This is a genomic window from Pseudomonas sp. AM4(2022) (assembly GCF_036346515.1).
GTDB classification, from domain to species: Bacteria; Pseudomonadota; Gammaproteobacteria; order Pseudomonadales; family Pseudomonadaceae; genus Aquipseudomonas; species Aquipseudomonas paracarnis.
The window spans coordinates 81,197-102,291 of sequence record NZ_JAOTNW010000004.1 but is presented as its reverse complement, the minus strand read 5'-3'; the positions used below and the strand labels follow the sequence as shown (position 1 = coordinate 102,291).

Sequence of the window (21,095 nt, the reverse complement as noted above, 5' to 3'; positions counted from 1 at the left end):
ATGCCAGCTCTCTACGTGATGATTCCGGCGGCACTGCTGTTAGTGGGCGTGGCCATCTACATCTTCTTCTGGGCCGTGGACAGCGGCCAGTACGAAGACCTCGATGGCCCGGCCCACAGCGTGTTGTTCGACGACCAGGACCCGAACCACCTGGCCGCCATCGACCAAGCCAACAGCCCCGAGCAAGCGCCCAAAGAGCCCCCCCATGTTTGAGCTGGCGCCCTTGCTGGTCTCGGCGCTGATCCTCGGCCTGCTCGGCGGCGGCCATTGCCTGGGCATGTGCGGCGGACTGATGGGCGCGCTGACCCTGGCGATCCCCAAGGAACAACGCAGCCGCCGTTTTCGCCTGCTGCTGGCGTATAACCTGGGACGCATCCTCAGCTATGCAACCGCCGGTTTATTGATCGGCCTGGCCGGCTGGGCGGTGGCCAACAGCCCGGCGGCGATGTTCATGCGAGTGCTTGCCGGGCTGCTGCTGATCTGCATGGGCCTGTACCTGGCAGGCTGGTGGAGCGGCCTCACCCGTATCGAAAGCCTGGGACGCGGCCTGTGGCGGCATCTGCAGCCGGTAGCCAACCGTTTGCTGCCAGTGTCCAGCCTGCCCCGTGCCTTGCTGCTGGGCGCGCTGTGGGGCTGGTTGCCGTGCGGGCTCGTCTACAGCACCCTGCTATGGGCGGCGAGCCAGGGCAATGCGCTGGACAGTGCCTTACTGATGCTGGCGTTCGGGCTGGGCACCTGGCCGGTGCTGCTGGCCACCGGGCTGGCCGCCGAACGCGTGACTGCGTTGTTGCGCAAGCGCAGCGTGCGTGTGGCCGGTGGCGTGCTGGTGATGATCTTCGGTCTCTGGACCTTGCCTGGCCCCCACCAGCACTGGCTAATGGGGCATTAGCAGGCCCTGTGGCATAGCGCCGCTCCCCGTTGATGCAAATCAAGATGCCTGCACCGCCCTGCCCCTAGACTCGGCCCACTAGCCAATCCGGGGGACCGCCCGCATGCTCGACGCCATTCGTTGGGACACAGATCTGATTCACCGCTACGACTTGGCGGGGCCGCGCTATACGTCCTACCCCACCGCCGTACAATTTGACAGCCAGGTCGGCACCTTCGACCTGCTCCACGCCCTGCGTGACAGCCGCAAGGCCGTAAGGCCACTGTCGCTGTATGTGCATGTGCCGTTCTGCGCCAACATTTGCTACTACTGCGCCTGCAACAAGGTGATCACCAAGGACCGTGGCCGCGCCCAGGCCTACCTGCAGCGCCTGGAGCAGGAAATCCAGCTGGTGGCCTGCCACCTCGACCCGCAGCAGCCCGTTGAGCAACTGCATTTGGGCGGCGGTACACCAACCTTTCTCAGCCACGATGAACTGCGCCAGGTGATGAAATGCCTGCGCCAGCATTTCAATGTGCTGGATGACGATTCGGGCGACTACGGCATCGAAATCGACCCGCGTGAAGCCGACTGGGCCACCATGGGCCTGCTGCGTGAACTGGGCTTCAACCGCGTGAGCATCGGCCTCCAAGACCTCGACCCCGAGGTGCAACGGGCGGTCAATCGCCTGCAAAGCCTGGAAGAAACCCGCGCCGTGATCGATGCAGCGCGCACCTTGCAATTTCGCTCGATCAATATCGACCTGATCTACGGCCTGCCCAAGCAGTCGCCGTTGAACTTTGCGCGCACCGTGGAGGAAGTCATCCGCTTGCAGCCTGATCGCCTGTCCGTGTTCAACTACGCGCACCTGCCGGAACGCTTCATGCCCCAACGGCGGATCAACACCGACGACCTGCCCTCGCCGGCAGAAAAACTGCTGATGCTGCAAACCACCATCGAACAACTGACCCAGGCCGGTTACCGCTACATCGGCATGGACCACTTTGCCCTGCCGGACGACGAACTGGCGGTGGCCCAGGAAGAAGGCAAGCTGCAGCGTAACTTCCAGGGTTACACCACCCACGGGCATTGCGACCTGATTGGGCTGGGGGTGTCAGCGATCAGCCAGATCGGCGACCTGTATTGCCAGAACAGCAGTGACCTGAACCAGTACCAGAATGCCTTGGCGGGCGCGCAGTTGGCGACCAGCCGCGGCCTGGTCTGCACTACGGACGACCGGTTGCGACGGGATGTGATCCAGCATTTGATCTGCAATTTCAGCCTGGCATTCGAGGGGATCGAACAGGCGTACAACATCGATTTTCGCGGCTATTTTGCCGAGTTATGGCCGCAGTTGGAAACGATGGCCGCCGACGGCCTGATCGAGTTGGACGCCCAGGGCATTCGTGTGCTCCCGGCCGGGCGCTTGCTGGTACGTTCAGTGTGCATGGTGTTCGATGCCTACCTGGAGCACCAGAACAGGCAACGATTTTCGCGGGTCATCTAGACGTACTTACTTCATGGCCAGGCTGGCGGCCTTGACTGCATCACCGGCACTCATGTCTTTCATCGCCTTGGTCAGGGACGCCTGGGCGCTGGTCAAGCTGGCTTGCAGTGCGCTCAACGCTGACTGCAGCCCGGAGAGTCGGGCACGGGCCTGTTCAGGGCTGAGATTTCTGTCGGCCATTACCGCAGCCATCTCGGCTTGTTTCTCGGCAATCTGCTTTTTGATCTCACGAATCATCTTGAGCAGATTCTTGACGTTGTCCGCCAGGCCGCTTTCGTCGATGTCACTGTTTGAGGTTTTTTCCGCCGCAGCAGCTTTCATCGCGGCGCCGGAAATGGTCACCGAAACAGCAGGCTTGGCTTCGTCCGTCGTCGGAATCGCGGCAACATCGGGTTCGGCAGCCTTCTTGGGTTCAGGCAGTGCCTGGATCTGAGTGCGCGAAGCGAGTTGAGCAGTGAGGGCTAACATGGTTTGAGCCGCCGTATTTGTAGTCGATAGCAGTACTATCGGCGGTTTTAGCCAAATCTTTATATACCGATCGGTTTTTTGTACACGCTGGCCTCCGTGCCCCCCAGTGCGTTACCCTTACGTCTTATGTGTGTTTTCCCACAAGGATTTAAGAAATGTCCGAGCCAGTCAAACTGCGCGCTCACAGCCAGGCCCATTGCAAGGATTGCAGCCTGGCTCCCCTCTGCCTGCCACTTTCATTGAATCTGGAAGACATGGATGCGCTGGACGACATCGTCAAACGCGGCCGCCCGCTGAAAAAAGGCGAGTTTCTGTTTCGCCAGGGCGACAAGTTTGATTCCGTCTATGCAGTACGTTCGGGCGCATTGAAGACCTTCAGCCTCAGCGATGGCGGCGAAGAACAAATCACCGGTTTCCACCTGCCCAGCGAGTTGGTCGGGCTGTCGGGGATGGACACCGAGATTCACCCGGTGTCGGCCCAGGCCTTGGAGACGACGTCGGTGTGCGAAATCCCTTTCGAGCGCCTGGATGAGTTGGCCCTGCAACTGCCGCAATTGCGCCGCCAATTGATGCGCGTGATGAGCCGCGAGATTCGTGATGACCAGCAAATGATGCTGCTGCTGTCGAAGAAAACCGCCGATGAGCGCATCGCCACGTTCCTGGTCAACCTGTCGGCGCGCTTCCGTGCCCGTGGGTTCTCGGCCAACCAGTTCCGCCTGAGCATGTCGCGCAATGAGATCGGTAATTACCTGGGCCTGGCAGTGGAGACCGTGTCCCGCGTGTTTACTCGTTTCCAGCAGAACCAGTTGATTGCCGCCGAGGGTAAAGAGGTGCATATCCTCGACCCGATCCAGCTGTGTGCATTGGCTGGCGGTTCCCTGGAGGTCTGATCCAGGCTGCGGCCGCGCCAATCGGCGAGGCCGCAGGTATACTTCGAGTCCGTTTTCCGCTCTGGACTCCTCGACGATGACCTTTGATTCGTTCGACATCAAATCCCTGATTCGCCCCGTCATCGACTTCCCCAAGCCTGGGGTGATCTTCCGTGACATCACGCCGCTGTTCCAATCGCCCCGTGCCTTGCGCCTGGTGGCCGACAGCTTTGCCCAACGCTATGTCGAAGCCGATTTCACCCATATCGGTGCGATGGATGCCCGTGGTTTCCTGATCGGCTCGATCATCGCCTACCAGCTCAACAAGCCGCTCATCCTGTTTCGCAAGCAAGGCAAGCTGCCGGCGGACGTGCTGGCCGAGGGTTACCAGACCGAGTACGGCGAAGCCTTCCTGGAAGTGCACGCCGACAGCCTGTGCGAAGGCGATTCGGTGCTGATGTTCGATGACCTGATCGCCACCGGAGGCACCCTGATTGCGGCGGCGAACCTGGTGCGGCGCATGGGGGCAAAGATTTTTGAGGCTGCGGCGATTATTGATTTGCCAGAGCTGGGTGGCTCGCAGCGTTTGGCAGACATGGGCATTCCGACGTTTTGCCTGACGCAATTTGGGCTGACTGAAAGATAAGCGTCGTCAGTACTGCCGCCTTCGCGAGCAAGCCCGGCTCCCACCTTGGAATGCATTCCCCTGTGGGAGCCGGGCTTGCCCGCGATGAGGCCCGAAAGAACACCCCGGTTTACAACCCCATCTGCTTACTGATGATTTCATTCATCACTTCACGCGTCCCGCCACCAATCGACAAAATCCGGTTATCGCGATAAAGCCGCTCCACCAGGCTGCCACGCATATACCCCTGCCCCCCCAGTATCTGCACCGCGTCATACGTCACTCGATCAGCGGTATCGGTGGCCAGGTTCTTGGCCATGGAAATCTCTTTGATCACGCTCTTGCCAGCGGCCATTTTCGCGGCCTGGCGATAGGTGAACTCGCGGGAAACCTCCACGGCGGTAGCCATTTCCGCCAGGCGATGCTTGAGCACCTGGAATTTGCCGATAGGTTTGCCGAATGCTTCACGCTGGGCGGCCCATTGAAGGCTTTCCTCCAGGGCCAGCTGTGCAGTCATGTTGGCCATCAGCGCCAAGGCCAGGCGCTCGCTCTGGAAGTTGCCCATGATGCAGGCAAAGCCCATGTTCTCGACGCCGATAAGATTGCCCACCGGCACGCGGCAATCGTCGAAGAACAACTCGGCGGTGTCCGATGCCCACCAGCCCATCTTCTTCAGCGGCTGGCCAACGGTGAAACCCGGGGTGTCTTTTTCGATCAGCAGCAGGCTGATGCCGCCAAAGCCCGGCCCGCCCGTGCGCACGGCCACGGTGTAGAAATCAGCGCGAATGCCGCTGGTGATAAAGGTCTTGGCGCCGCTTACGCGGTAATGCTCGCCTTCACGTACGGCGCGGGTTTGAAGGTTGGCTACATCTGAGCCGCCGCTGGGTTCGGTGACCGCCAGGGCGATGATCTTTTCGCCGGCCAGCACCCGAGGCGCTATGCGCTCACGCACGTCAGGCCGGGCCCATTTGACGATGGGCGGCAGGCCGATATCCAGGGAGCCGAGCCCTGCCACCACGCCACCAGAGCCGCAGCGCATCAGCTCTTCGCTGGCGGCGACCTTGGCAAACAGATCGCCTTCGTGGCTGCCACCCAGCGTTTCGGGATAACCGATCCCCAGAATGCCCGCCGCACCGGCCTTGAGGTAGAGCTCGCGGGGAAAGCTTTGCGCCTCCTCCCACTGCTCGATGCCAGGCAACATCTCGCGCTCGACGAAGCGGCGCACGCTGTCGCGGACCAATTGGTGGCTGGGATCGAAGTATTCCTGAAAGGCAGACATCGGCAAGCTCCATGGCGGGATGGAGCGAACTTACCAAGCGCTTGCTTGGTTATCAAGTCATGCATCTGCGCTAACCCTGTAGGAGCGAGCTTGCTCGCGAAAAACGTCAACGATAACGCGTGCTTCCTGCGTGAACGCGGCGCCTATTAGTTTTTCGCGAGCAAGCTCGCTCCTACAGGATTAGGAAGCCCAAATTGCAGTGGGTTTTAGAGCGCGATGGGTTTACGTCCTGCGAACGAGTGCGCCAAGGTGCCGCCGTCCACCAATTCCAGCTCGCCACCCAACGGTACGCCATGGGCGATCCGTGAAGTAATCAAACCTTTATTGGTCAGCAACTGGGCGATGTAATGCGCCGTGGCTTCACCTTCCACCGTCGGGTTGGTCGCCAGGATCACTTCAGTAAAGGTGCCCTGCTCTTGTATCCGCGCCACCAGTTGTGGAATACCGATGGCTTCCGGCCCCAGGCCATCGAGCGGCGACAGGTGGCCCTTGAGCACAAAGTAACGCCCGCGGTAACCGGTCTGCTCCACGGCGTACACATCCATCGGCCCTTCCACCACGCACAGCAACGTGTCGTCGCGACGCGGGTCGGCGCATTGCGGGCAGAGTTCTTCTTCAGTAAGGGTGCGACACTGGCGGCAATGGCCCACGCCTTCCATGGCCTGGCTCAGGGCCTGGGCCAGGCGAGTACCGCCGCTGCGGTCACGCTCCAGCAGTTGCAGCGCCATGCGCTGGGCAGTTTTCTGGCCGACGCCGGGCAAAGTGCGCAAGGCGTCGATCAGTTGGCGAATCAGGGGGCTGAAGCTCATGGGCGAAGGGTCCGACAAAACAACGAGACGCGGTTTATACCCGCGCCCCGGATTAGCGTCAAATACTCAATCCTGCGCGACGCGCACCACCAACTTGCCGAAGTTGCGCCCTTCGAGCAGGCCGATAAAGGCTTCGGGCGCCTGCTCCAGGCCATCGACCACGTCCTCGCGGAACTTGATCTTGCCCTCGCGCACCCAAGGCGCCATGGCGCTGAGGAACTCCGGCTGGCGGTCGCCATAGTCGTCGAACACAATAAAGCCCTGGATGCGCACCCGCTTGGTCAGCAAGATGCGTTGCAGGGCCGGCAAACGGTCAGGGCCGCTGGGCGCTTCATGGGCGTTATAGCCGGCGATCAACCCGCACAGCGGCACGCGCGCCTTGGGGTTGAGCAAAGGCAGCACAGCATCGAAGACTTTACCGCCGACGTTTTCAAAGTAGATGTCCACGCCTTTGAAGCAGGCCAGGGCCAGCTCATGGGCAAAATCTTCGCTCTTGTGGTCGATACAGGCGTCAAAGCCCAACTCATCCACCACATAGCGGCATTTGTCCGCGCCACCGGCAATGCCCACCACGCGCAAGCCCTTGAGCTTGGCCACCTGGCCCACCACCGACCCCACCGCGCCCGACGCAGCCGCCACCACCAGGGTTTCCCCGGACTTGGGCTGGCCGATATCCATCAAGCCCATATAGGCTGTCATGCCCGGCATACCCAGGACGCCCAAGGCCATCGACGGACTCGGCAGGCCCTTGGGCAGCGGGATCAGGTTATGGCCTTCGCAAATGCAGTGGCTTTGCCAGCCAGTGGCGCCGACCACCAGGTCGCCCACTTCGAATTTCGGGTTGCGCGATTGCTCGACACGGCTGACAGCCCCACCGGTCATCACTTCACCGATTTCCACGGGCGCGGCATAGGACGGCGCGTCACTCATGCGTCCACGCATGTAGGGGTCCAAAGACAGGTACAGGGTCTTGAGCAGCACCTGGCCGTCTGCCAGGTCCGGCAGGCTTACACGTTCCAGGCGAAAGTTTTCCGGCGTGGGGGCGCCTTGAGGGCGTGAGACCAGAACGATGCGTTGGTTGAGCGTCATATCTTGAGGCATCAGCGGGGCTCCTTTATCGGTGAGTGGTTTCAACGGTATAGGGTGCAGACCATCGGTGAAGGCTTGGGGTTCGATGTTTCGACCGGCCAAAAAAAATGCCAGGCGCGATGCCTGGCATTTGAGTTTAGCTAAAGCGTGTATCAGAACGGCAGTTTCATGCCCGGTGGCAGTTGCATGCCAGCGGTCACACCGGACATTTTGTCCTGGCTGTTGGCTTCGATCTTGCGCACAGCGTCGTTCACGGCTGCGGCGAACAGCGCTTCGAGCATTTCCAGGTCATCTTCACCCACGCCCGGCAATACGCTTGGGTCGATGCTGACACGCTTGATGTCGTGACGACCGGTCATCACCACGCTGACCATATCGCCACCGGCTTTACCGGTGACTTCGGCGTTGGCCAGCTCTTCCTGCATCTTGGCCATTTTTTCCTGCATCTGCTGCGCCTGCTTCATCAGGCCGGCCATGCCACCTTTCATCATGGGAATCACCTCAAAAGTACGTGGATCAATGAGTAGCCCGGTGTCATGACGCTTGGGGCACCGGGGCTTCGACAGGTTCAATAGTATCGTGGCGGACGACCGCACCGAACTGTTGCATCATTTGTTGGATAAGCGGGTCTGCGTGGATCGAGTCCTCGGCCTCGCGCTGGCGGTTAAGGCGCCGACGGGTCGCTGCCTGGGCCGGGGTTTCCTGCTCGGGCTTGATCAGCTCGATGGCGATGGTCAGCGTGCGCCCATGGTACTGGTTGAGCGCATCGTTGAGCCGGCGCTGCTGGGTGGCGTTGAACAAGGCGCTATGGGCCGGGTCCAGGTGCAGCAGCCAGTGGTCGCCTTCGATGGAAATCAGGGTGCAGTTGGCGGCGATACTGCCGGTCATGCCGGAGATCGGCAATTTCGGAAACAATTCCAGCCATTGCAGGGCCAGGCCGGTAGCCGGGGCCGCGGCAGGTTCTGCCTCGGGCTCGGGCGCAGGTTCCGCAGTGTGCTCGCTGGCCAATTCGTCCAGGTAGCTGTAGGCCGAATCCATGTCCGGCTCGATGTAGTCTTCGTCCAGCGGCGGCTCGTCGTCCAGGTCAATGCCGGGGGTGGCGGCGTCGACCTGGGCGACCGTCGGTTCAGGAACGGGCGCCGACACCCACTCAGGGGCATCCGGCACCACGCTGTCCGGAGTCGGCGCAGGCATCGGCGTCAGCTCGGGCTGCTCGCCGGTGGTTTCCAGCACGGGCTCCACGGCGGGCTGTTGCTCGGGCTCTACTTGCGCTTCGACCGGGTCATTCCAGGGCAAGTCGACCACGGGCTCGGGCTCGATGACCGGCTCGGGCTCGACCACAGGTGCGACGGTAACTGGCGCAGGTTCGGGCTCAGGTGCCAGCGCAACCGGCTCAGGCACAGCAACCGCTGGCGCAGCAACTACTGGCGCGACAACGGCCGCGCCAGCCACTGGTTTGGCGGAATCAACTGTGGCCTGGCTGATCCCCACTGGCTTTAGCGGCTGTCTCGGTGCGTCTGCCGAATCTGCCGGCCGGAACGCCAGCATGCGCAGCAGCACCATTTCAAAGCCACCCCGCGGGTCGGGCGCCAGGGGCAGGTCGCGGCGACCGATCAGGCCCATCTGGTAGTAGAACTGCACGTCTTCGGCAGGCAAGGCCTGGGCCAGGGCCAATACGCGATCACGGTCGCCATGACCGTTGTCCACGCCTTCCGGCAGGGCTTGGGCGATGGCGACGCGGTGCAATACGTTGAGGATTTCGGAGAGCACACCGTTCCAGTCCGGGCCTTGCTCCGACAGGTGGCGCACCGCTTCGAGCAACGCCTTGGCGTCCCCCTCGATCAGCGCGTGCAGCACGTCGAACACCTGGCCGTGGTCCAGGGTACCGAGCATGGCGCGCACGTCGGCGGCCATGACCTTGCCTTCACCAAACGCGATGGCCTGGTCGGTGAGGCTCATGGCATCGCGCATCGAACCATCGGCGGCACGGCCCAGCAACCACAGTGCGTCGTCTTCGAACGGTACGTTCTCGACGCCCAGCACATGGGTCAAATGCTCGACCACGCGCTCGGGGGTCATGTTTTTCAGGGAGAACTGCAGGCACCGCGACAAAATCGTTGCCGGAAGTTTCTGCGGGTCGGTGGTGGCCAGGATGAACTTGACGTAGGGCGGCGGCTCTTCCAGGGTTTTCAACAAGGCGTTGAAGGAGTGGCTGGACAGCATGTGCACTTCGTCGATCAGGTAGACCTTGAAGCGGCCACGGCTCGGCGCGTACTGCACGTTGTCCAGCAGCTCGCGGGTGTCTTCGACTTTGGTTCGGCTCGCGGCGTCGATCTCGATCAGGTCGACGAAACGCCCTTCGTCGATCTCACGGCACACCGAACAGGTGCCACACGGCGTCGAGGTGATACCGGTTTCACAATTCAGGCATTTGGCGATGATGCGCGCAATCGTGGTCTTGCCCACCCCGCGCGTACCGGTGAACAGGTAGGCGTGGTGCAGCCGTTGGCTGTCCAAGGCATTGATCAGAGCCTTGAGCACATGGGTCTGGCCGACCATTTCGCGGAACGAGCGCGGGCGCCATTTACGTGCAAGAACCTGATAACTCATCGAAAACCGTCGCAACTGGGAAGCAGAAGCCGGTAATGCTAGCGGAGCAAGGGGGAAATTGCATCCGGCACGCTCGTCTAATCTGACGAAGCTTGTTCGATTGGCCTCCCAGAAGGCCCCTGCGGGCGTGTTGCTGGCACCTTGGAGCGCCAACGCCCTTCCAGGCTGATAGCGGCGACGCTGGCCAACACGATCCCCGCGCCCAGCATCACCTGCAGCGTGACGTGTTCGCCCAGCAGCGTGGCGGCCATCAGCATGGCAACCGGGGGAATCAGGTACATCGCCACCGACGCACGACTGACCTCGACGTGCTTCAACACGTAACCCCAGGCCAGATAGGCCAAGGCACTGGGAAAAATGCCCAGCACCAGCACGGCAAGATTCTCCGCCATCGGTGCCTGCACGATGGCGGCGGGCAGGCCCGGCAGGTTCACGCACAGCATCAGGGTGCCGGACCACACCATGTAGCAGGCCATGGTCAACGGGCTGTAGCGATGGGCGTAATGCCGCTGGATGGCGAAGTACACACTCCATGAGCAGGCCGCCAACAAGATCAGCAAACCCCGCGGGTTGAGATCGCCCATGTCCTGGTCGCCCCAGATCACCACCACTACGCCAGCCAACCCCAACAGCACGCAACCCCAGCGCCAGGCGCTGACCTGCTCCTTCAAGCAGAAAAACGCGATCAACACACTGAACAACGGCGCCGACTGTGCTAACACACTCGACGCTGCCGCCGTCACCCATTGCTGCCCGTAATTGAGACTGGTGTGGTGCAGGAACACCCCGAAAAAGCCCAGCACCAGCAGCCACGGCAGGTCGCGCAATGGTGGCCGTCCAATTCCCACCACCCAGGCCACGCCGCCCATGAATACCGACGCGATCAAAAACCGCAGCAGCGCCAATTGGCCGGGACTATAACTGTGCAGCCCCATGTGTACGCCGATGGGCGAATACGCCCAGCAGAGGATGACGCTGGCGATGACTAGCGTAAGCTTCAGAGGTGACGGAGTATTCATCGGCAGCATCCACGCAAAAGGAATGCTGCCAGTCTTGGCCCACGCCAGGCATAGGACAATTAAGCGTTTCTGACTTCTGAAATCATTGGAACTGAGCAATGGAACTGGCCCAACTGAAAATGGTGCGAGCCGTGGCGCAAACCGGCAGCGTGGCCCAGGCTGCACTGCAATTGCACTGCGTGCCGTCCAACATCACCACGCGCATCAAGCAGTTGGAAAGCGAGTTGGGCACGCCGTTGTTTATCCGCGCCGGCCGAGGGCTGGCGATCAGCGCCGCGGGAGAGATCTTCCTGGATTACTGCGAACGTATCCTGGCCTTGGTGGATGAATCCAAACGCGCGGTGGATGCCAGCGCCATTCCCCGTGGCACCTTGCGCATCGGTGCGGTGGAATCCAGTGCCAGCGGGCGCTTGCCGCCGCTGCTGGCGGAATACCACCGGCGTTATCCCGACGTCAGCCTGGAACTGGTCACCGGTGCCTGGGCGCAACTGCTGGACGACTTGCAGCACCACCGCCTGGATGTGGCGCTGGTGGCCGCCGGCGGTAAACGCACGAAGCTGGAACAGAGCGTGGTCTACAGCGAACGCCTGGTGCTGATTGCCAGCGCGTGCAGCGCACCTATCAACAGCGCCGAGGACTTGGCCGGCCGTACATTGCTGGTATGGCCACCGGGCTGCCCTTATCGCGCCGCCCTGGAAAACTGGCTCAAACCCTATGACGTCAAGCCAGCAATCGCCAGCTATGCAAGCTGGGGCACGATCATTGGATGCGTCAGCGCGGGGATTGGCGTGGCGTTGGCACCCGAGGGGATCCTGGCGCGCTATGAACAGGCCAATCAGTTGGCGTCTTATCGCTTTGAAGCGCTGACGCCCGTGGACAACCTGTTGTTCTGGCATACGGACACCCAGCGGCATCTGGCGCGAGATGCGTTTGCCGGGCTACTGCGCGAGACCTTCGGCTGACTTGCCTTAATCGCCCTAATGTAGGAGCGAGCTTGCTCGCGAAAAACTCACGGGCGCCGCGTTTATTCAGAAAGCACGCATTATCGTTGACGTTTTTCGCGAGCAAGCTCGCTCCTACAATTCAGGGCTTCGGGGCAGCCAACCGTGCGTACTGGCCCTGGCTGATCCAGCCCGTGAACGAACGGTCGTCAGCGTTGATGAATTCCACCTGCGCCCAGCCGTCCTTGAATGCCAGTACGCCCACCACGTCATGCTTGACAATGTAGGGCCGCTTTGCCGCTTTGGCGCCCGGCGTTTTGAGCAGGTAAGCCTTGTCGGCAGACACCGTCACCAAGCCGATCCATTGTTTGCTGGCGGTCTGGCTCAGCTCCAGGCCGGTGGCGATTTCCGGCATCAGCACGTTGATGCAGCCAGGGTGTTGGCGGCCCTGCTCCACCGTCAGGGTCACCCCGTCGGGCGCCGCTGCCACACTGCCTGGGTAGGCAGCGTCCCGCCAGGTGGTGAGCGCTTCGGGTTTGCCTTGCAGGTAGAACGTGCAACCACGGGCCACACCCTCGCCCATCGATTCCTGGTAGAAACCCTCGACCTGATGCCCAGGCGTCACCGCCAGCATCAGCCCTTCATATTGGCCTGAATGCAACGCCGCCGAGCCGGCCAACGCGGGCGCCACGGCGCACCACGACAACACTCCCATCGCCAGATAACGAATCATCTTATTTCTTCCCTTCAAAGGCTTCGTAGGCTTGTTTCATCAGGACGTCATAGTTGCCGTAATCGTCGCCGTTATAGTTTCGGGCCATGGCGGTAAAATCCTTGTTTTTCATGGCACTCAACAACGCCGAATTGTGGCTGCAAAGGCTGAGATAGGCTTTGAGTTGGTTACCGGCATTGACCTTCAATGACGCCACGAACTCAAACACTGTCTTGAATCCGCACGCGGCAAAGTTGAACCCCATGATCTGAAACATGCCCCAGGAGGCCGACATCAAGGCCGCTTCCTGGTCCAGCGCAAAGGCAGTGGCCATGGTCTCCCAGGCCTTGACCTGATCCTTGTTGTTCACCTGCCACTGCGGGCCGGCTTTTTTCTTGTAGACATACGACAGCAGCGGCTGCGACTGGTCATAGATGTGCTTGGTGTACTTGCGAAAGTGGTGCCCTTCAAAGGCGATGATCGGCAACTTGGCGGGCCCGAACCCCACCTTCCCGCCCGACTCCACCGTGGCGAACGCCTTGACCACATTCACCGAAATACCGTTGCCCAATTGCTTGGCTGCGTTCTGGAAATCCGTATCGCTCAATGTCGTCCCGCCGTCGCAGGTGGACTGCATCATCAACTGCCGGTTACGCCGTTCGGCCTCGATCACCGCACGCACGCGGTCCAGGTACACATTGACCGTGGCCTGTACCGCATCGACGTTGTTATTGCCGAAGATATTGAGAAACGTCGGAATACGCGTGTTAGGAAAAGCCCGCACCGGCACCTTCAGCGCCTCTTCGATCAGACTGTTGAACGTCCGCCCGGTGGGGTCGATCACGCCATCGGGATGGGCGTACTTGAGATGGCGAAACTGGTACTGGCTGATGCATTGCACCAATTGGCCGTCGCACTTGCCGTTCTCCAGCAAGGCAAACCCCATCTTGGGAATGATCAAATTGAATAGATACTGGATGCACTGAACATCGGCGGGCAAGTTGCGGGCTTTGCCGGGCGTCCCTACCGAAGCACTGATAAGACGAGGCAACCCTTGCAGGCTTTTCATGACAGACATCCTTGTGAGTGAAAGAAGTGATAGCACTTCAACATCAAATCCATGCCCTTGTCATACTCTGAAACAAGTGGCCGGCGCAAGCTAACAAGGCGGTCTGCGGGTTGTCCAGAGGGCTTTATGAAAGTTGTGAAACAGCCGGCTTAAATCCGTCAGTAACCGTGGGACTCACGGGTCTTTTGATACTTGTGGTAGTCGAGCCACTCGACCACATCGTAGGGCAGGTACAACTGCACCCTGGCCCGTGAAATCGCGATATACACCGCACAGAGTCTTTGATCGAACGCGTAGGCGTCCTGGAACTTCACGTTGGTCAACAGTTCCGGCGTAAGCAGTACCCGGTCGAACTCCATGCCGCCCGCATCCTGCGCCAGCATCAACAGGACACGCTCGTCCGGATGGCCGATCAACCTGTTCAAACGCGTGACATCCGCCACGTTAAAGCCTTTTTCCAGTTCGGCCTCGACCCACAGAAACGCCTCATCGAACTGGCAGGCTTCGCGCACCTGCTGCCAATCGGCCATGTCACTGAAAAACGCATGGGGGCCGAGGTCATTGAACTCATTGCTATAGAAATCGGGTTTGAACAACGCGATGACCGTGTCCATGAAATGCTTGAGCGACTGCTGGGCCTCTTTGCTCGCCAGGCCGAACGCACAACGGGCGTGGCTCAGTTGGATCGCCCACTGCATGGTGTCCCAATGGGAAGCGGTCAACACCACGCAACCTTGCGGGGGTACGAAACCCTGCGGATAAAACTCAATGCCGACATCGGCATCGCGTGCGCCCTCGAAAAGCGATTTGCTTTTTTCCGAGTGCAAGCTGATCAACGGGTTGACCAGGCGCTCGACATTGCGCCCGGAACGCACGGAGTAGCACACGTCGGTATGGCGAACCTCACGGGCGCGTTTGACCACGCCGCCACTGGCCTGCTGATACTCATCCCCCAAAGTGATCAGCACCTGGCGGCCGCGCTCGATGATTTGCAGCAGCGGCGCCGGGATGTCCTGGCTCTCATCGATGAGCACGTGGGTATAGCGCTCGGGGACGACGCAGCCTGCAAGGCTGGCGCGCTTGATCATCAACAAGGCTTCAAACCCGGTATGGTGGCCCCAGGCCGGGTTCGCCTCAAGATAGCCCCACAACCGGCTAGCATATTCGAGCAGCACCCTGGCATCGACGCCGGCGAGCGGTTGCTTGAAATGCGGCAAATGCTGGGCCGACAGGCTGTACTCCCAGGAGCGGCAGTAAGCCTCAAGCACCTTGAGGCACACCTCCACCACCGCTTGCCCTTCCAGGCGGCGAAAACCAAAGATATTCAGTTCTTGGGCGAGCGCCTGCTTGGTCGGCACCCTCGCCGGCGTATTCAGCGGCTGTAACCTGGGGCCATGCAACAGGGCATGGGCAAAGCCCTGGAAGGTATGCCCGGCCTTACGCTCCCGCACACCCACCATGCGCGCACGCAGGGTTTCGAGTTTTGCCGGGGTACGTGCCAGCAGCAAGGTCTTTTCCGGGCGCAGGTGCTCCAGCAAAGCCACCAGCAGGTGACTCTTGCCAATGCCTGCGTAGCCTTGCACATGCAGGTCTTCGTTCAGGTTGGCACGGAAGGTTCTGAGCAGCTTGTCCTGCTCGGCGCTCAACCAGCGCTCGCGATGCCTGGGCGTGATCACCTGCTGGCTGAACGGATCATTGGCCTTGAGGTGGCGGACTTTATATTCGACATCCCATTTGCCACTGGGCAACAGATAGTCCCGCGCCTGTACTTCCTCCTCCAGCAGAAAGCGCAGCTTCAGGCTTTTGACCACATTGAGGCCGAAGTACAGCTTCCTCTGATCGAACAGCCGCTGCGCTTCAGAGAGCAGGGACACACTGGCCGAATGGCTGGCATCTACTGCCCAGTCAATCAGCTTGGCCAACACTTTTTCAGCACCGTTGGCGCTCAGGTCGCTTTCCGGCACCTGCGCCAGGTTCTGGATCACCAGCACCGCCGCCAATTCGGGCTCACTCAGGGCTACAAGCGCATCGAAACCCTCACTGCCCAACAAACCCGCACAGGTGTGCGCGGTGATCGGCAAGAATACGGGGCTGGATAAGTCGAAATGTTCCGAGTGCATAGAGCCTCGTAGCCAGGGGAAGAGACGCTTGGGAGTATGCCACTAGACGCGAAATGACCGTCATGCACTGTGCAAGAAGCATCACAGATGACTGGCTGAAAATAACTTGAGTTTTAGAAGGGACTGCAGAAGGGAGCGTTATGGAGGCAACCCCACCAGCCACACCCCGGCACACAATGTTCCCGCTGTGGCTGCTGCCTTCCGGCTCTGACCAGGTTCACGGGTAATCGTTGCGGGGGGACCGATGGGGTCACCATAACGACGCTGCCTCTCGGCAAGCCGCGCCATTGTACCCATCTCATCGGAAGTTACAACCGTTGGTTCCGGATTAAAAAATGAGAAGGCTCAAGCACTTGCCATAACCCCATCGGCCCTGCCGCCTTCTTCCTGGATGACCAGGTGAATAAAGTGCAGCTTGGCAATCACCGCGGGCGGCAGCACAAAGGGGTAGAAATCCGGCTGGCCCATGGCGCGGGACAGTTCGTTGAGCATGCCGGCCAGTTCGATCCAGGCATTGACGAAGGAAAGGAATGCCGGGCCGCCAGGGTGTTGGGGGTCGTAGAGCGTGGTCAGGGGGAATGGCTGGTAATCCAGGTCCATCTCGCGGGCGCTCATGCCAAAGCCCAGTGCTGTGTCCACGGCGTCCATCATGTGCAGGTAGTGAGCCCAGGTTTCGGCCCAGTCTTCCCATGGGTGCATGGTGGCGTAGGCGCTCACGCAGGTGAGTTGCCAGTCCGGGCGCGGGCCGCTCTGGTAGTGCCGGTCGAGGGCTTCGGCATAACTGGCGCGTTCGTCGCCGAACAGGTTGCGAAAAGGTGTAAGCCAGTGGCTGTTGGCGATCAGGCGGTCCCAGTAGTAATGGCCGACTTCATGACGAATATGGCCAAGCAAAGTGCGGTACGGCTCGCGCATCTGTACGCGGATTTTTTCGCGGTGGGCGTCGTCGGCTTCCTTGATGTCCAGGGTGATCAGCCCATTGGCGTGGCCAGTGGTGGGCGCGTTGCCTTCCAGGTCGATACCGATGAAGTCAAAGGCCAAGCCAGCCTCTTCGTCTACGCTCTTGGGCACCACCTGCAAGCCCAGGCTGATCAGTTGCGCGACCAAGCGGCGTTTGGCGGTTTCGACCTTGCGCCAGCGTTCGGGGTTTTGCGCAACGGAAAGGTCAGGAATGGTGCGGTTCAGGCTACAGGCCACGCATAACGACGCTGTGCTGTGAGCAGGAATCAGCCAGTTGCAGGCGGCGGGTGAATCGAGGTTGGCACAGCGCCGGAAAGCGCCGGCATCGAGATTGCCGTCGGCCAGCCACGTACCGACCACCGGTCCAGGTTGCAAGGACGACAGGCGGCTTTGCTGCGGCTGGTAACCCAACGCCGCCTGGCAGGCCAGGCATTGGCTGTTGCGAAAGAACAGCGACTGGCCGCACCGGCATTGCCACACCTTGCTGTTGCGCGAGGTTTGGGCCATGAACGGAGCGGCGATGCGCGTGCTGAGTTGCTCGAAGTAGCGGAACATGGCGATCTCTCCCTGGGGTGACAGAGACTAGATCATTTCTCGGAAGAGATCGTTCCCACGCTCCGCGTGGGAATGCCGCCTTGGACGCTCTGCGTCTGCGCGAAGGCCGCGACGCGGAGCGTCACAGGATGCGTTCCCACGCGGAGCGTGGGGACGATCAATCAGACGGTGATGTTGTGCTTGGCCAGGAAAGCGACGAAGGCCTCTTCGTCCAGTACTTTCAGGCCCAGCTCATTGGCCTTGGCCAATTTCGAACCGGCGCCCGGTCCCGCCACCACGCAGTGGGTTTTCGCCGAAACGGAACCGGCCACCTTGGCCCCCAGGCTTTCGAGCTTGTCCTTGGCCACATCGCGGCTCATCAGCTCCAGGGAGCCGGTGAGTACCCAGGTGTGCCCGGCTTCGGGCAAGCCTTCAACGACCTTTTTCTCGCTCTGCCAGTGCATGCCGAAGTCCTTGAGCTGTTGCTCAATGGCCAGGGCGTGGTTGGCGTTGTCAGCATTGTCGAAAAACTCCCGTACAGCCTTGGCTTGCTTCTCGGGCAGCGCTTGGCGCATATCGAGCCAGTCAGCTTTGATTACGCCTTCCAACGAACCGAACTTGTCCGCAAGCTTCTGCGCCGCGCCCGGGCCCACCGATGGCACATGCAGCTTGTCGAGCAAACCACCCAAGGTGGTGCTGGCGGCGAATTCCGCGCTGAGCTCGCCCTGCTCCTGCAATTGCAGGCCACATTCGTCCGGCGACAACAGCGCGCCAATCACCTGCTGGTTGTGCCCGTCTTCAAAGAAGCTATGGATCTCATGAGCCACTTCCAGCCCTACATCCGGCAAGTACGTCAGCACCTCTGGCAACGCTTTTTGAACACGCTCCAGGGACGCCAGCGAGCGCGCCAGGACCTTGGCCGTCTCCTCGCCCACATCGGGGATGCCCAAGGCGTAGATAAAGCGTGCCAGGCTCGGGGTCTTGCTGTTTTCGATGGCGCTGATCAGCTTCTTGCTGGAGATATCGGCAAAGCCTTCCAGGTCGATGATCTGTTCGTACTTAAGCTTGTAGAGATCGGCCGGCGAACCGATGAGCTGTTCATCCACCAGTTGCTCGATGGTCTTGTCACCCAGGCCATCAATGTCCATGGCCCGGCGCGAGACGAAATGAATGATTGCCTGCTTGAGCTGCGCACCGCAGGCCAGACGCCCGACGCAACGGTACACCGCGCCTTCGCTGACGGTTTCCTTGCCCTTGCTGCGCTTGACCAACTGCGTGCGCTCCACATGGGAACCGCACACCGGGCAATTTTGCGGGATCTGCACAGCGCGGGCGTTTTCCGGGCGGCGTTCGGTGACCACCGAGACCACCTGCGGAATCACATCACCGGCGCGGCGAATGATAACCGTGTCACCGATCATCAGCCCCAGGCGTGCCACTTCGTCCATGTTGTGCAGGGTGGCATTGGACACGGTCACGCCGGCCACCTTGACCGGCTTGAGGCGCGCCACCGGCGTGACCGCACCGGTACGGCCGACTTGGAACTCCACGTCGAGCAGTTCGGTGAGTTCTTCCATGGCCGGGAATTTGTGCGCGATCGCCCAGCGCGGCTCGCGGGCACGGAAGCCCAGTTCACGCTGGTAGGCAATGCTGTTGACCTTGAACACCACGCCGTCGATTTCATAGCCCAGCGCATTGCGGCGCTCACCGATGTCGCGGTAGTAGTCCAGGCATTCCTGGATACCTTTGGCCAGCTTCAATTCGTGGCTGATCGGCATGCCCCACTTCTGCAGCTGCTTGAGGTTGCCGATATGGGTGTCGCTGATATCCGCGGTCACTTGGCCGATGCCATAGCAGCAGAACTCCAGCGGGCGACTGGCGGTGATCTTCGAATCCAGTTGGCGCAGGCTGCCCGCCGCGGCGTTGCGCGGGTTGGCGAAAGTCTTGCCGCCCACTTCCAGTTGCGAGGCGTTCAATCGCTCGAAACCGGCCTTGGACATGAACACTTCACCGCGCACTTCCAGGGTGGCCGGCCAGCCCGTGCCGTGCAGTTTCAGGGGGATATTGCGCACGGTGCGCACGTTGACACTGATGTCCTCGCCCGTGGTGCCGTCGCCCCGGGTGGCACCGCGCACCAGCTCGCCATCCTGGTACAACAGGCTGACCGCCAGGCCATCCAGCTTCGGCTCGCAGCTGTATTCCACCGCCGCGCCAGCGCCAAACAGATCGCCAACCGGCAGGTCAAGACCCTCGGTGACCCGGCGATCAAACTCCAGCATGGTGGTTTCATCGAAGGCGTTGCCCAGGCTGAGCATCGGGATCTCGTGCTTGACCTGGGTGAACGCCGACAACGCCGCACTGCCGACCCGCTGCGTCGGCGAATCACGCGTCACCAGTTCCGGGTGCTCGGCCTCCAGGGCCTTGAGCTCGTGGAACAGGCGGTCGTACTCGGCGTCCGGGATGCTCGGCTCGTCGAGGACGTGGTAGCGGTAGTTGTGCTGATCCAGTTCAGCGCGCAGTTCGAGAATGCGGGTATGGGCGGCGGTCATGGGTGTTCTCTCATAAAGCAAAAGAGCAGCCGAAGCTGCTCAATATGTTAGTGCACGGATTCTACAGACAACGCTTAAGATCGTTCCTCAGCGTTTCTGTGTCAGGGCGCGACGCTCGAACTCGACGATGCGCTGACGGTAGTGTTCGATGGTCTGGGCGGTGAGCACGCTGCGTTGGTCGTCCTTGAGCTCGCCGTTGAGTTCCTGGGACAGCTTGCGGGCGGCGGCCACCATCACGTCGAACGCCTGTTTCGGGTGACGCGGGCCTGGCAGGCCAAGGAAGAAACTCACCGCCGGGGTGCTGAACAGGTCGATATCGTCCAGATCGAACGTGCCCGGCTTGACCGCGTTGGCCATGGAGAACAGCACTTCGCCGTTACCGGCCATGCTTTCGTGACGATGGAAGATATCCATCTCGCCAAAACGCAGGCCGCTTTCGAGGATGTTCTGCAAGAGTGCCGGGCCTTTGAAACCGCCGGCGTCGCGGCAGATCACGCTGATGACCAAGACTTCTTCGGCAGCCGGCTGATCGTTCACCGATTGGCGCGCTGCACTCTTGGTGGACGTCTCGTCCGGGAAATCGTCATCGCGGCTGCTGAAGCTCGGGCCATCATCGACGTCGAGGTTCAGGTCGCCCTGGTGCGGCTCGGCAACCGCCGCGCTACCGCGTTTGCCACGCTTGGACGACGGTTCGCGGGCTTCACGCAGCGGAGCGCTCATCGACGGCAGGTCGTGCTCGTCCAGTTGCGGCTCTTTATGGGTATCCAGCACACGGGGCGGCCCGAGCAGCTCGGCGGCGCCGTCGTCGTCAGGCAAGTTGGACAGGTTTCGGTCCAGCCGGAACTTGAGCTTGCCCTTGCCACCGCGCATGCGGCGCCAGCCATCAAAAAGAATACCGGCAATGACAATGATGCCGATGACGATCAGCCACTCGCGCAGACCGATTTCCATGTAATCCCGTGCCTCTAATAAAAAATGCTGAAAAATAAGGGGTTTAGCACCGTGCAAACCGCTTTAAAACGTGGCGCCAACTCTATGTTCTGACTGACGTTTTGCCCACGCACACGAAA

General features: G+C 60.9%; 19 protein-coding genes and 1 other RNA gene. 6 read left to right on the top strand and 14 right to left on the bottom strand.

Translation table 11 applies throughout. The features are described 5' to 3' along the window. The 3 genes from ccoS (at position 1) to hemN (ending at position 2,375) form a co-directional block, all read left to right on the top strand. Positions 1-213 carry a cbb3-type cytochrome oxidase assembly protein CcoS gene (gene ccoS / locus ODQ19_RS07130; RefSeq protein ID WP_330209677.1) on the top strand — a complete coding sequence of 71 codons (213 nt, stop codon included), beginning with the start codon at positions 1-3 and terminating at the stop codon, positions 211-213. Then, the gene (locus ODQ19_RS07125) at positions 206-889 is read left to right on the top strand and encodes a sulfite exporter TauE/SafE family protein (RefSeq protein ID WP_330209676.1); all 684 of its coding nucleotides are present in this window, start codon (positions 206-208) and stop codon (positions 887-889) included. Before ccoS ends, ODQ19_RS07125 begins: the two co-directional genes overlap by 8 nt. 103 nt (positions 890-992) lie before the next feature. Continuing rightward, positions 993-2,375: an oxygen-independent coproporphyrinogen III oxidase gene (gene hemN / locus ODQ19_RS07120; protein ID WP_330209675.1), complete on the top strand. Its 1,383-nt coding sequence runs from the start codon at positions 993-995 to the stop codon at positions 2,373-2,375. Positions 2,376-2,381: 6 nt separating this feature from the next. On the opposite strand, the gene ODQ19_RS07115 is transcribed toward hemN, so the two are convergent. Then, positions 2,382-2,843, bottom strand: a complete 462-nt coding sequence (locus tag ODQ19_RS07115) for a hypothetical protein (protein WP_116667047.1) — start codon at positions 2,841-2,843, stop codon at positions 2,382-2,384. Between the two features lie 155 nt (positions 2,844-2,998). On the opposite strand from ODQ19_RS07115, the gene fnr reads away from it, so the two are divergent. After that, positions 2,999-3,733, top strand: a complete 735-nt coding sequence (gene fnr / locus ODQ19_RS07110) for a fumarate/nitrate reduction transcriptional regulator Fnr (protein WP_005790290.1) — start codon at positions 2,999-3,001, stop codon at positions 3,731-3,733. 76 nt (positions 3,734-3,809) lie between these two features. Beyond that, a complete protein-coding gene (locus ODQ19_RS07105; RefSeq protein WP_003193191.1) occupies positions 3,810-4,358 on the top strand; it encodes an adenine phosphoribosyltransferase in 549 nt (182 codons plus the stop codon). A gap of 109 nt (positions 4,359-4,467) precedes the next feature. On the opposite strand, the gene ODQ19_RS07100 is transcribed toward ODQ19_RS07105, so the two are convergent. The 6 genes from ODQ19_RS07100 to ODQ19_RS07075 form a co-directional block, all read right to left on the bottom strand. Further along, entirely contained in the window at positions 4,468-5,616 is a 1,149-nt protein-coding gene (locus ODQ19_RS07100; protein ID WP_078803600.1) for an acyl-CoA dehydrogenase family protein, read from the bottom strand. A 206-nt stretch (positions 5,617-5,822) separates the two neighbouring features. Beyond that, positions 5,823-6,425: a recombination mediator RecR gene (recR, locus tag ODQ19_RS07095; RefSeq protein ID WP_032895829.1), complete on the bottom strand. Its 603-nt coding sequence runs from the start codon at positions 6,423-6,425 to the stop codon at positions 5,823-5,825. Between the two features lie 66 nt (positions 6,426-6,491). Beyond that, positions 6,492-7,526 carry an NADP-dependent oxidoreductase gene (locus ODQ19_RS07090; RefSeq protein ID WP_330209674.1) on the bottom strand — a complete coding sequence of 345 codons (1,035 nt, stop codon included), beginning with the start codon at positions 7,524-7,526 and terminating at the stop codon, positions 6,492-6,494. Positions 7,527-7,666: 140 nt separating this feature from the next. After that, positions 7,667-8,005: a YbaB/EbfC family nucleoid-associated protein gene (locus ODQ19_RS07085; protein ID WP_003193199.1), complete on the bottom strand. Its 339-nt coding sequence runs from the start codon at positions 8,003-8,005 to the stop codon at positions 7,667-7,669. A gap of 43 nt (positions 8,006-8,048) precedes the next feature. Beyond that, positions 8,049-10,124 carry a DNA polymerase III subunit gamma/tau gene (dnaX, locus tag ODQ19_RS07080; RefSeq protein ID WP_330209673.1) on the bottom strand — a complete coding sequence of 692 codons (2,076 nt, stop codon included), beginning with the start codon at positions 10,122-10,124 and terminating at the stop codon, positions 8,049-8,051. Between the two features lie 77 nt (positions 10,125-10,201). Beyond that, entirely contained in the window at positions 10,202-11,143 is a 942-nt protein-coding gene (locus ODQ19_RS07075; protein ID WP_330209672.1) for a DMT family transporter, read from the bottom strand. A 98-nt stretch (positions 11,144-11,241) separates the two neighbouring features. Here ODQ19_RS07075 and ODQ19_RS07070 point away from each other — a divergent pair, with 98 nt between their 5' ends. After that, a complete protein-coding gene (locus tag ODQ19_RS07070) occupies positions 11,242-12,105 on the top strand; it encodes a LysR family transcriptional regulator (protein ID WP_116667051.1) in 864 nt (287 codons plus the stop codon). A gap of 121 nt (positions 12,106-12,226) precedes the next feature. Here ODQ19_RS07070 and ODQ19_RS07065 read toward each other — a convergent pair whose 3' ends face one another. The 7 genes from ODQ19_RS07065 to zipA all read right to left on the bottom strand — a co-directional run bounded on the left by ODQ19_RS07065 (position 12,227) and on the right by zipA (position 20,976). Further along, positions 12,227-12,817 (bottom strand): hypothetical protein, encoded by a 591-nt coding sequence (locus ODQ19_RS07065; protein WP_116667052.1) that lies wholly within the window; start codon positions 12,815-12,817, stop codon positions 12,227-12,229. Between the two features lies 1 nt (position 12,818). Beyond that, entirely contained in the window at positions 12,819-13,865 is a 1,047-nt protein-coding gene (locus ODQ19_RS07060) for an N-acetylmuramidase family protein (protein WP_116667053.1), read from the bottom strand. A gap of 158 nt (positions 13,866-14,023) precedes the next feature. Continuing rightward, the gene (locus tag ODQ19_RS07055; RefSeq protein WP_330209671.1) at positions 14,024-15,985 is read right to left on the bottom strand and encodes a hypothetical protein; all 1,962 of its coding nucleotides are present in this window, start codon (positions 15,983-15,985) and stop codon (positions 14,024-14,026) included. A gap of 150 nt (positions 15,986-16,135) precedes the next feature. Then, positions 16,136-16,232: signal recognition particle sRNA small type (ffs, locus tag ODQ19_RS07050), an RNA gene on the bottom strand. 98 nt (positions 16,233-16,330) lie between these two features. Next, the gene (locus tag ODQ19_RS07045; protein WP_330209670.1) at positions 16,331-17,497 is read right to left on the bottom strand and encodes a zinc-binding metallopeptidase family protein; all 1,167 of its coding nucleotides are present in this window, start codon (positions 17,495-17,497) and stop codon (positions 16,331-16,333) included. A gap of 161 nt (positions 17,498-17,658) precedes the next feature. Then, positions 17,659-20,025, bottom strand: coding sequence for an NAD-dependent DNA ligase LigA (ligA, locus tag ODQ19_RS07040; RefSeq protein ID WP_330209669.1), 2,367 nt, complete (start codon positions 20,023-20,025; stop codon positions 17,659-17,661). An 87-nt stretch (positions 20,026-20,112) separates the two neighbouring features. Then, complete coding sequence (gene zipA, locus ODQ19_RS07035) at positions 20,113-20,976, bottom strand: cell division protein ZipA (protein WP_320746909.1); 864 nt, start codon at positions 20,974-20,976, stop codon at positions 20,113-20,115. Between the last annotated feature and the right edge of the window lie 119 nt (positions 20,977-21,095).

Coding starts and splice junctions, on each gene's coding strand:
- recR (WP_032895829.1), bottom strand. CDS start 6,425: ATGAGCTTCAGCCCCCTGATTCGCCAACTGATCGACGCCTTGCGCACT.
- ODQ19_RS07090 (WP_330209674.1), bottom strand. CDS start 7,526: ATGCCTCAAGATATGACGCTCAACCAACGCATCGTTCTGGTCTCACGC.
- ODQ19_RS07075 (WP_330209672.1), bottom strand. CDS start 11,143: ATGAATACTCCGTCACCTCTGAAGCTTACGCTAGTCATCGCCAGCGTC.
- fnr (WP_005790290.1), top strand. CDS start 2,999: ATGTCCGAGCCAGTCAAACTGCGCGCTCACAGCCAGGCCCATTGCAAG.
- ODQ19_RS07115 (WP_116667047.1), bottom strand. CDS start 2,843: ATGTTAGCCCTCACTGCTCAACTCGCTTCGCGCACTCAGATCCAGGCA.
- dnaX (WP_330209673.1), bottom strand. CDS start 10,124: ATGAGTTATCAGGTTCTTGCACGTAAATGGCGCCCGCGCTCGTTCCGC.
- ODQ19_RS07105 (WP_003193191.1), top strand. CDS start 3,810: ATGACCTTTGATTCGTTCGACATCAAATCCCTGATTCGCCCCGTCATC.
- ligA (WP_330209669.1), bottom strand. CDS start 20,025: ATGACCGCCGCCCATACCCGCATTCTCGAACTGCGCGCTGAACTGGAT.
- ODQ19_RS07060 (WP_116667053.1), bottom strand. CDS start 13,865: ATGAAAAGCCTGCAAGGGTTGCCTCGTCTTATCAGTGCTTCGGTAGGG.
- ODQ19_RS07100 (WP_078803600.1), bottom strand. CDS start 5,616: ATGTCTGCCTTTCAGGAATACTTCGATCCCAGCCACCAATTGGTCCGC.
- ccoS (WP_330209677.1), top strand. CDS start 1: ATGCCAGCTCTCTACGTGATGATTCCGGCGGCACTGCTGTTAGTGGGC.
- ODQ19_RS07055 (WP_330209671.1), bottom strand. CDS start 15,985: ATGCACTCGGAACATTTCGACTTATCCAGCCCCGTATTCTTGCCGATC.
- ODQ19_RS07085 (WP_003193199.1), bottom strand. CDS start 8,005: ATGATGAAAGGTGGCATGGCCGGCCTGATGAAGCAGGCGCAGCAGATG.
- ODQ19_RS07045 (WP_330209670.1), bottom strand. CDS start 17,497: ATGTTCCGCTACTTCGAGCAACTCAGCACGCGCATCGCCGCTCCGTTC.
- ODQ19_RS07065 (WP_116667052.1), bottom strand. CDS start 12,817: ATGATTCGTTATCTGGCGATGGGAGTGTTGTCGTGGTGCGCCGTGGCG.
- zipA (WP_320746909.1), bottom strand. CDS start 20,976: ATGGAAATCGGTCTGCGCGAGTGGCTGATCGTCATCGGCATCATTGTC.
- hemN (WP_330209675.1), top strand. CDS start 993: ATGCTCGACGCCATTCGTTGGGACACAGATCTGATTCACCGCTACGAC.
- ODQ19_RS07070 (WP_116667051.1), top strand. CDS start 11,242: ATGGAACTGGCCCAACTGAAAATGGTGCGAGCCGTGGCGCAAACCGGC.
- ODQ19_RS07125 (WP_330209676.1), top strand. CDS start 206: ATGTTTGAGCTGGCGCCCTTGCTGGTCTCGGCGCTGATCCTCGGCCTG.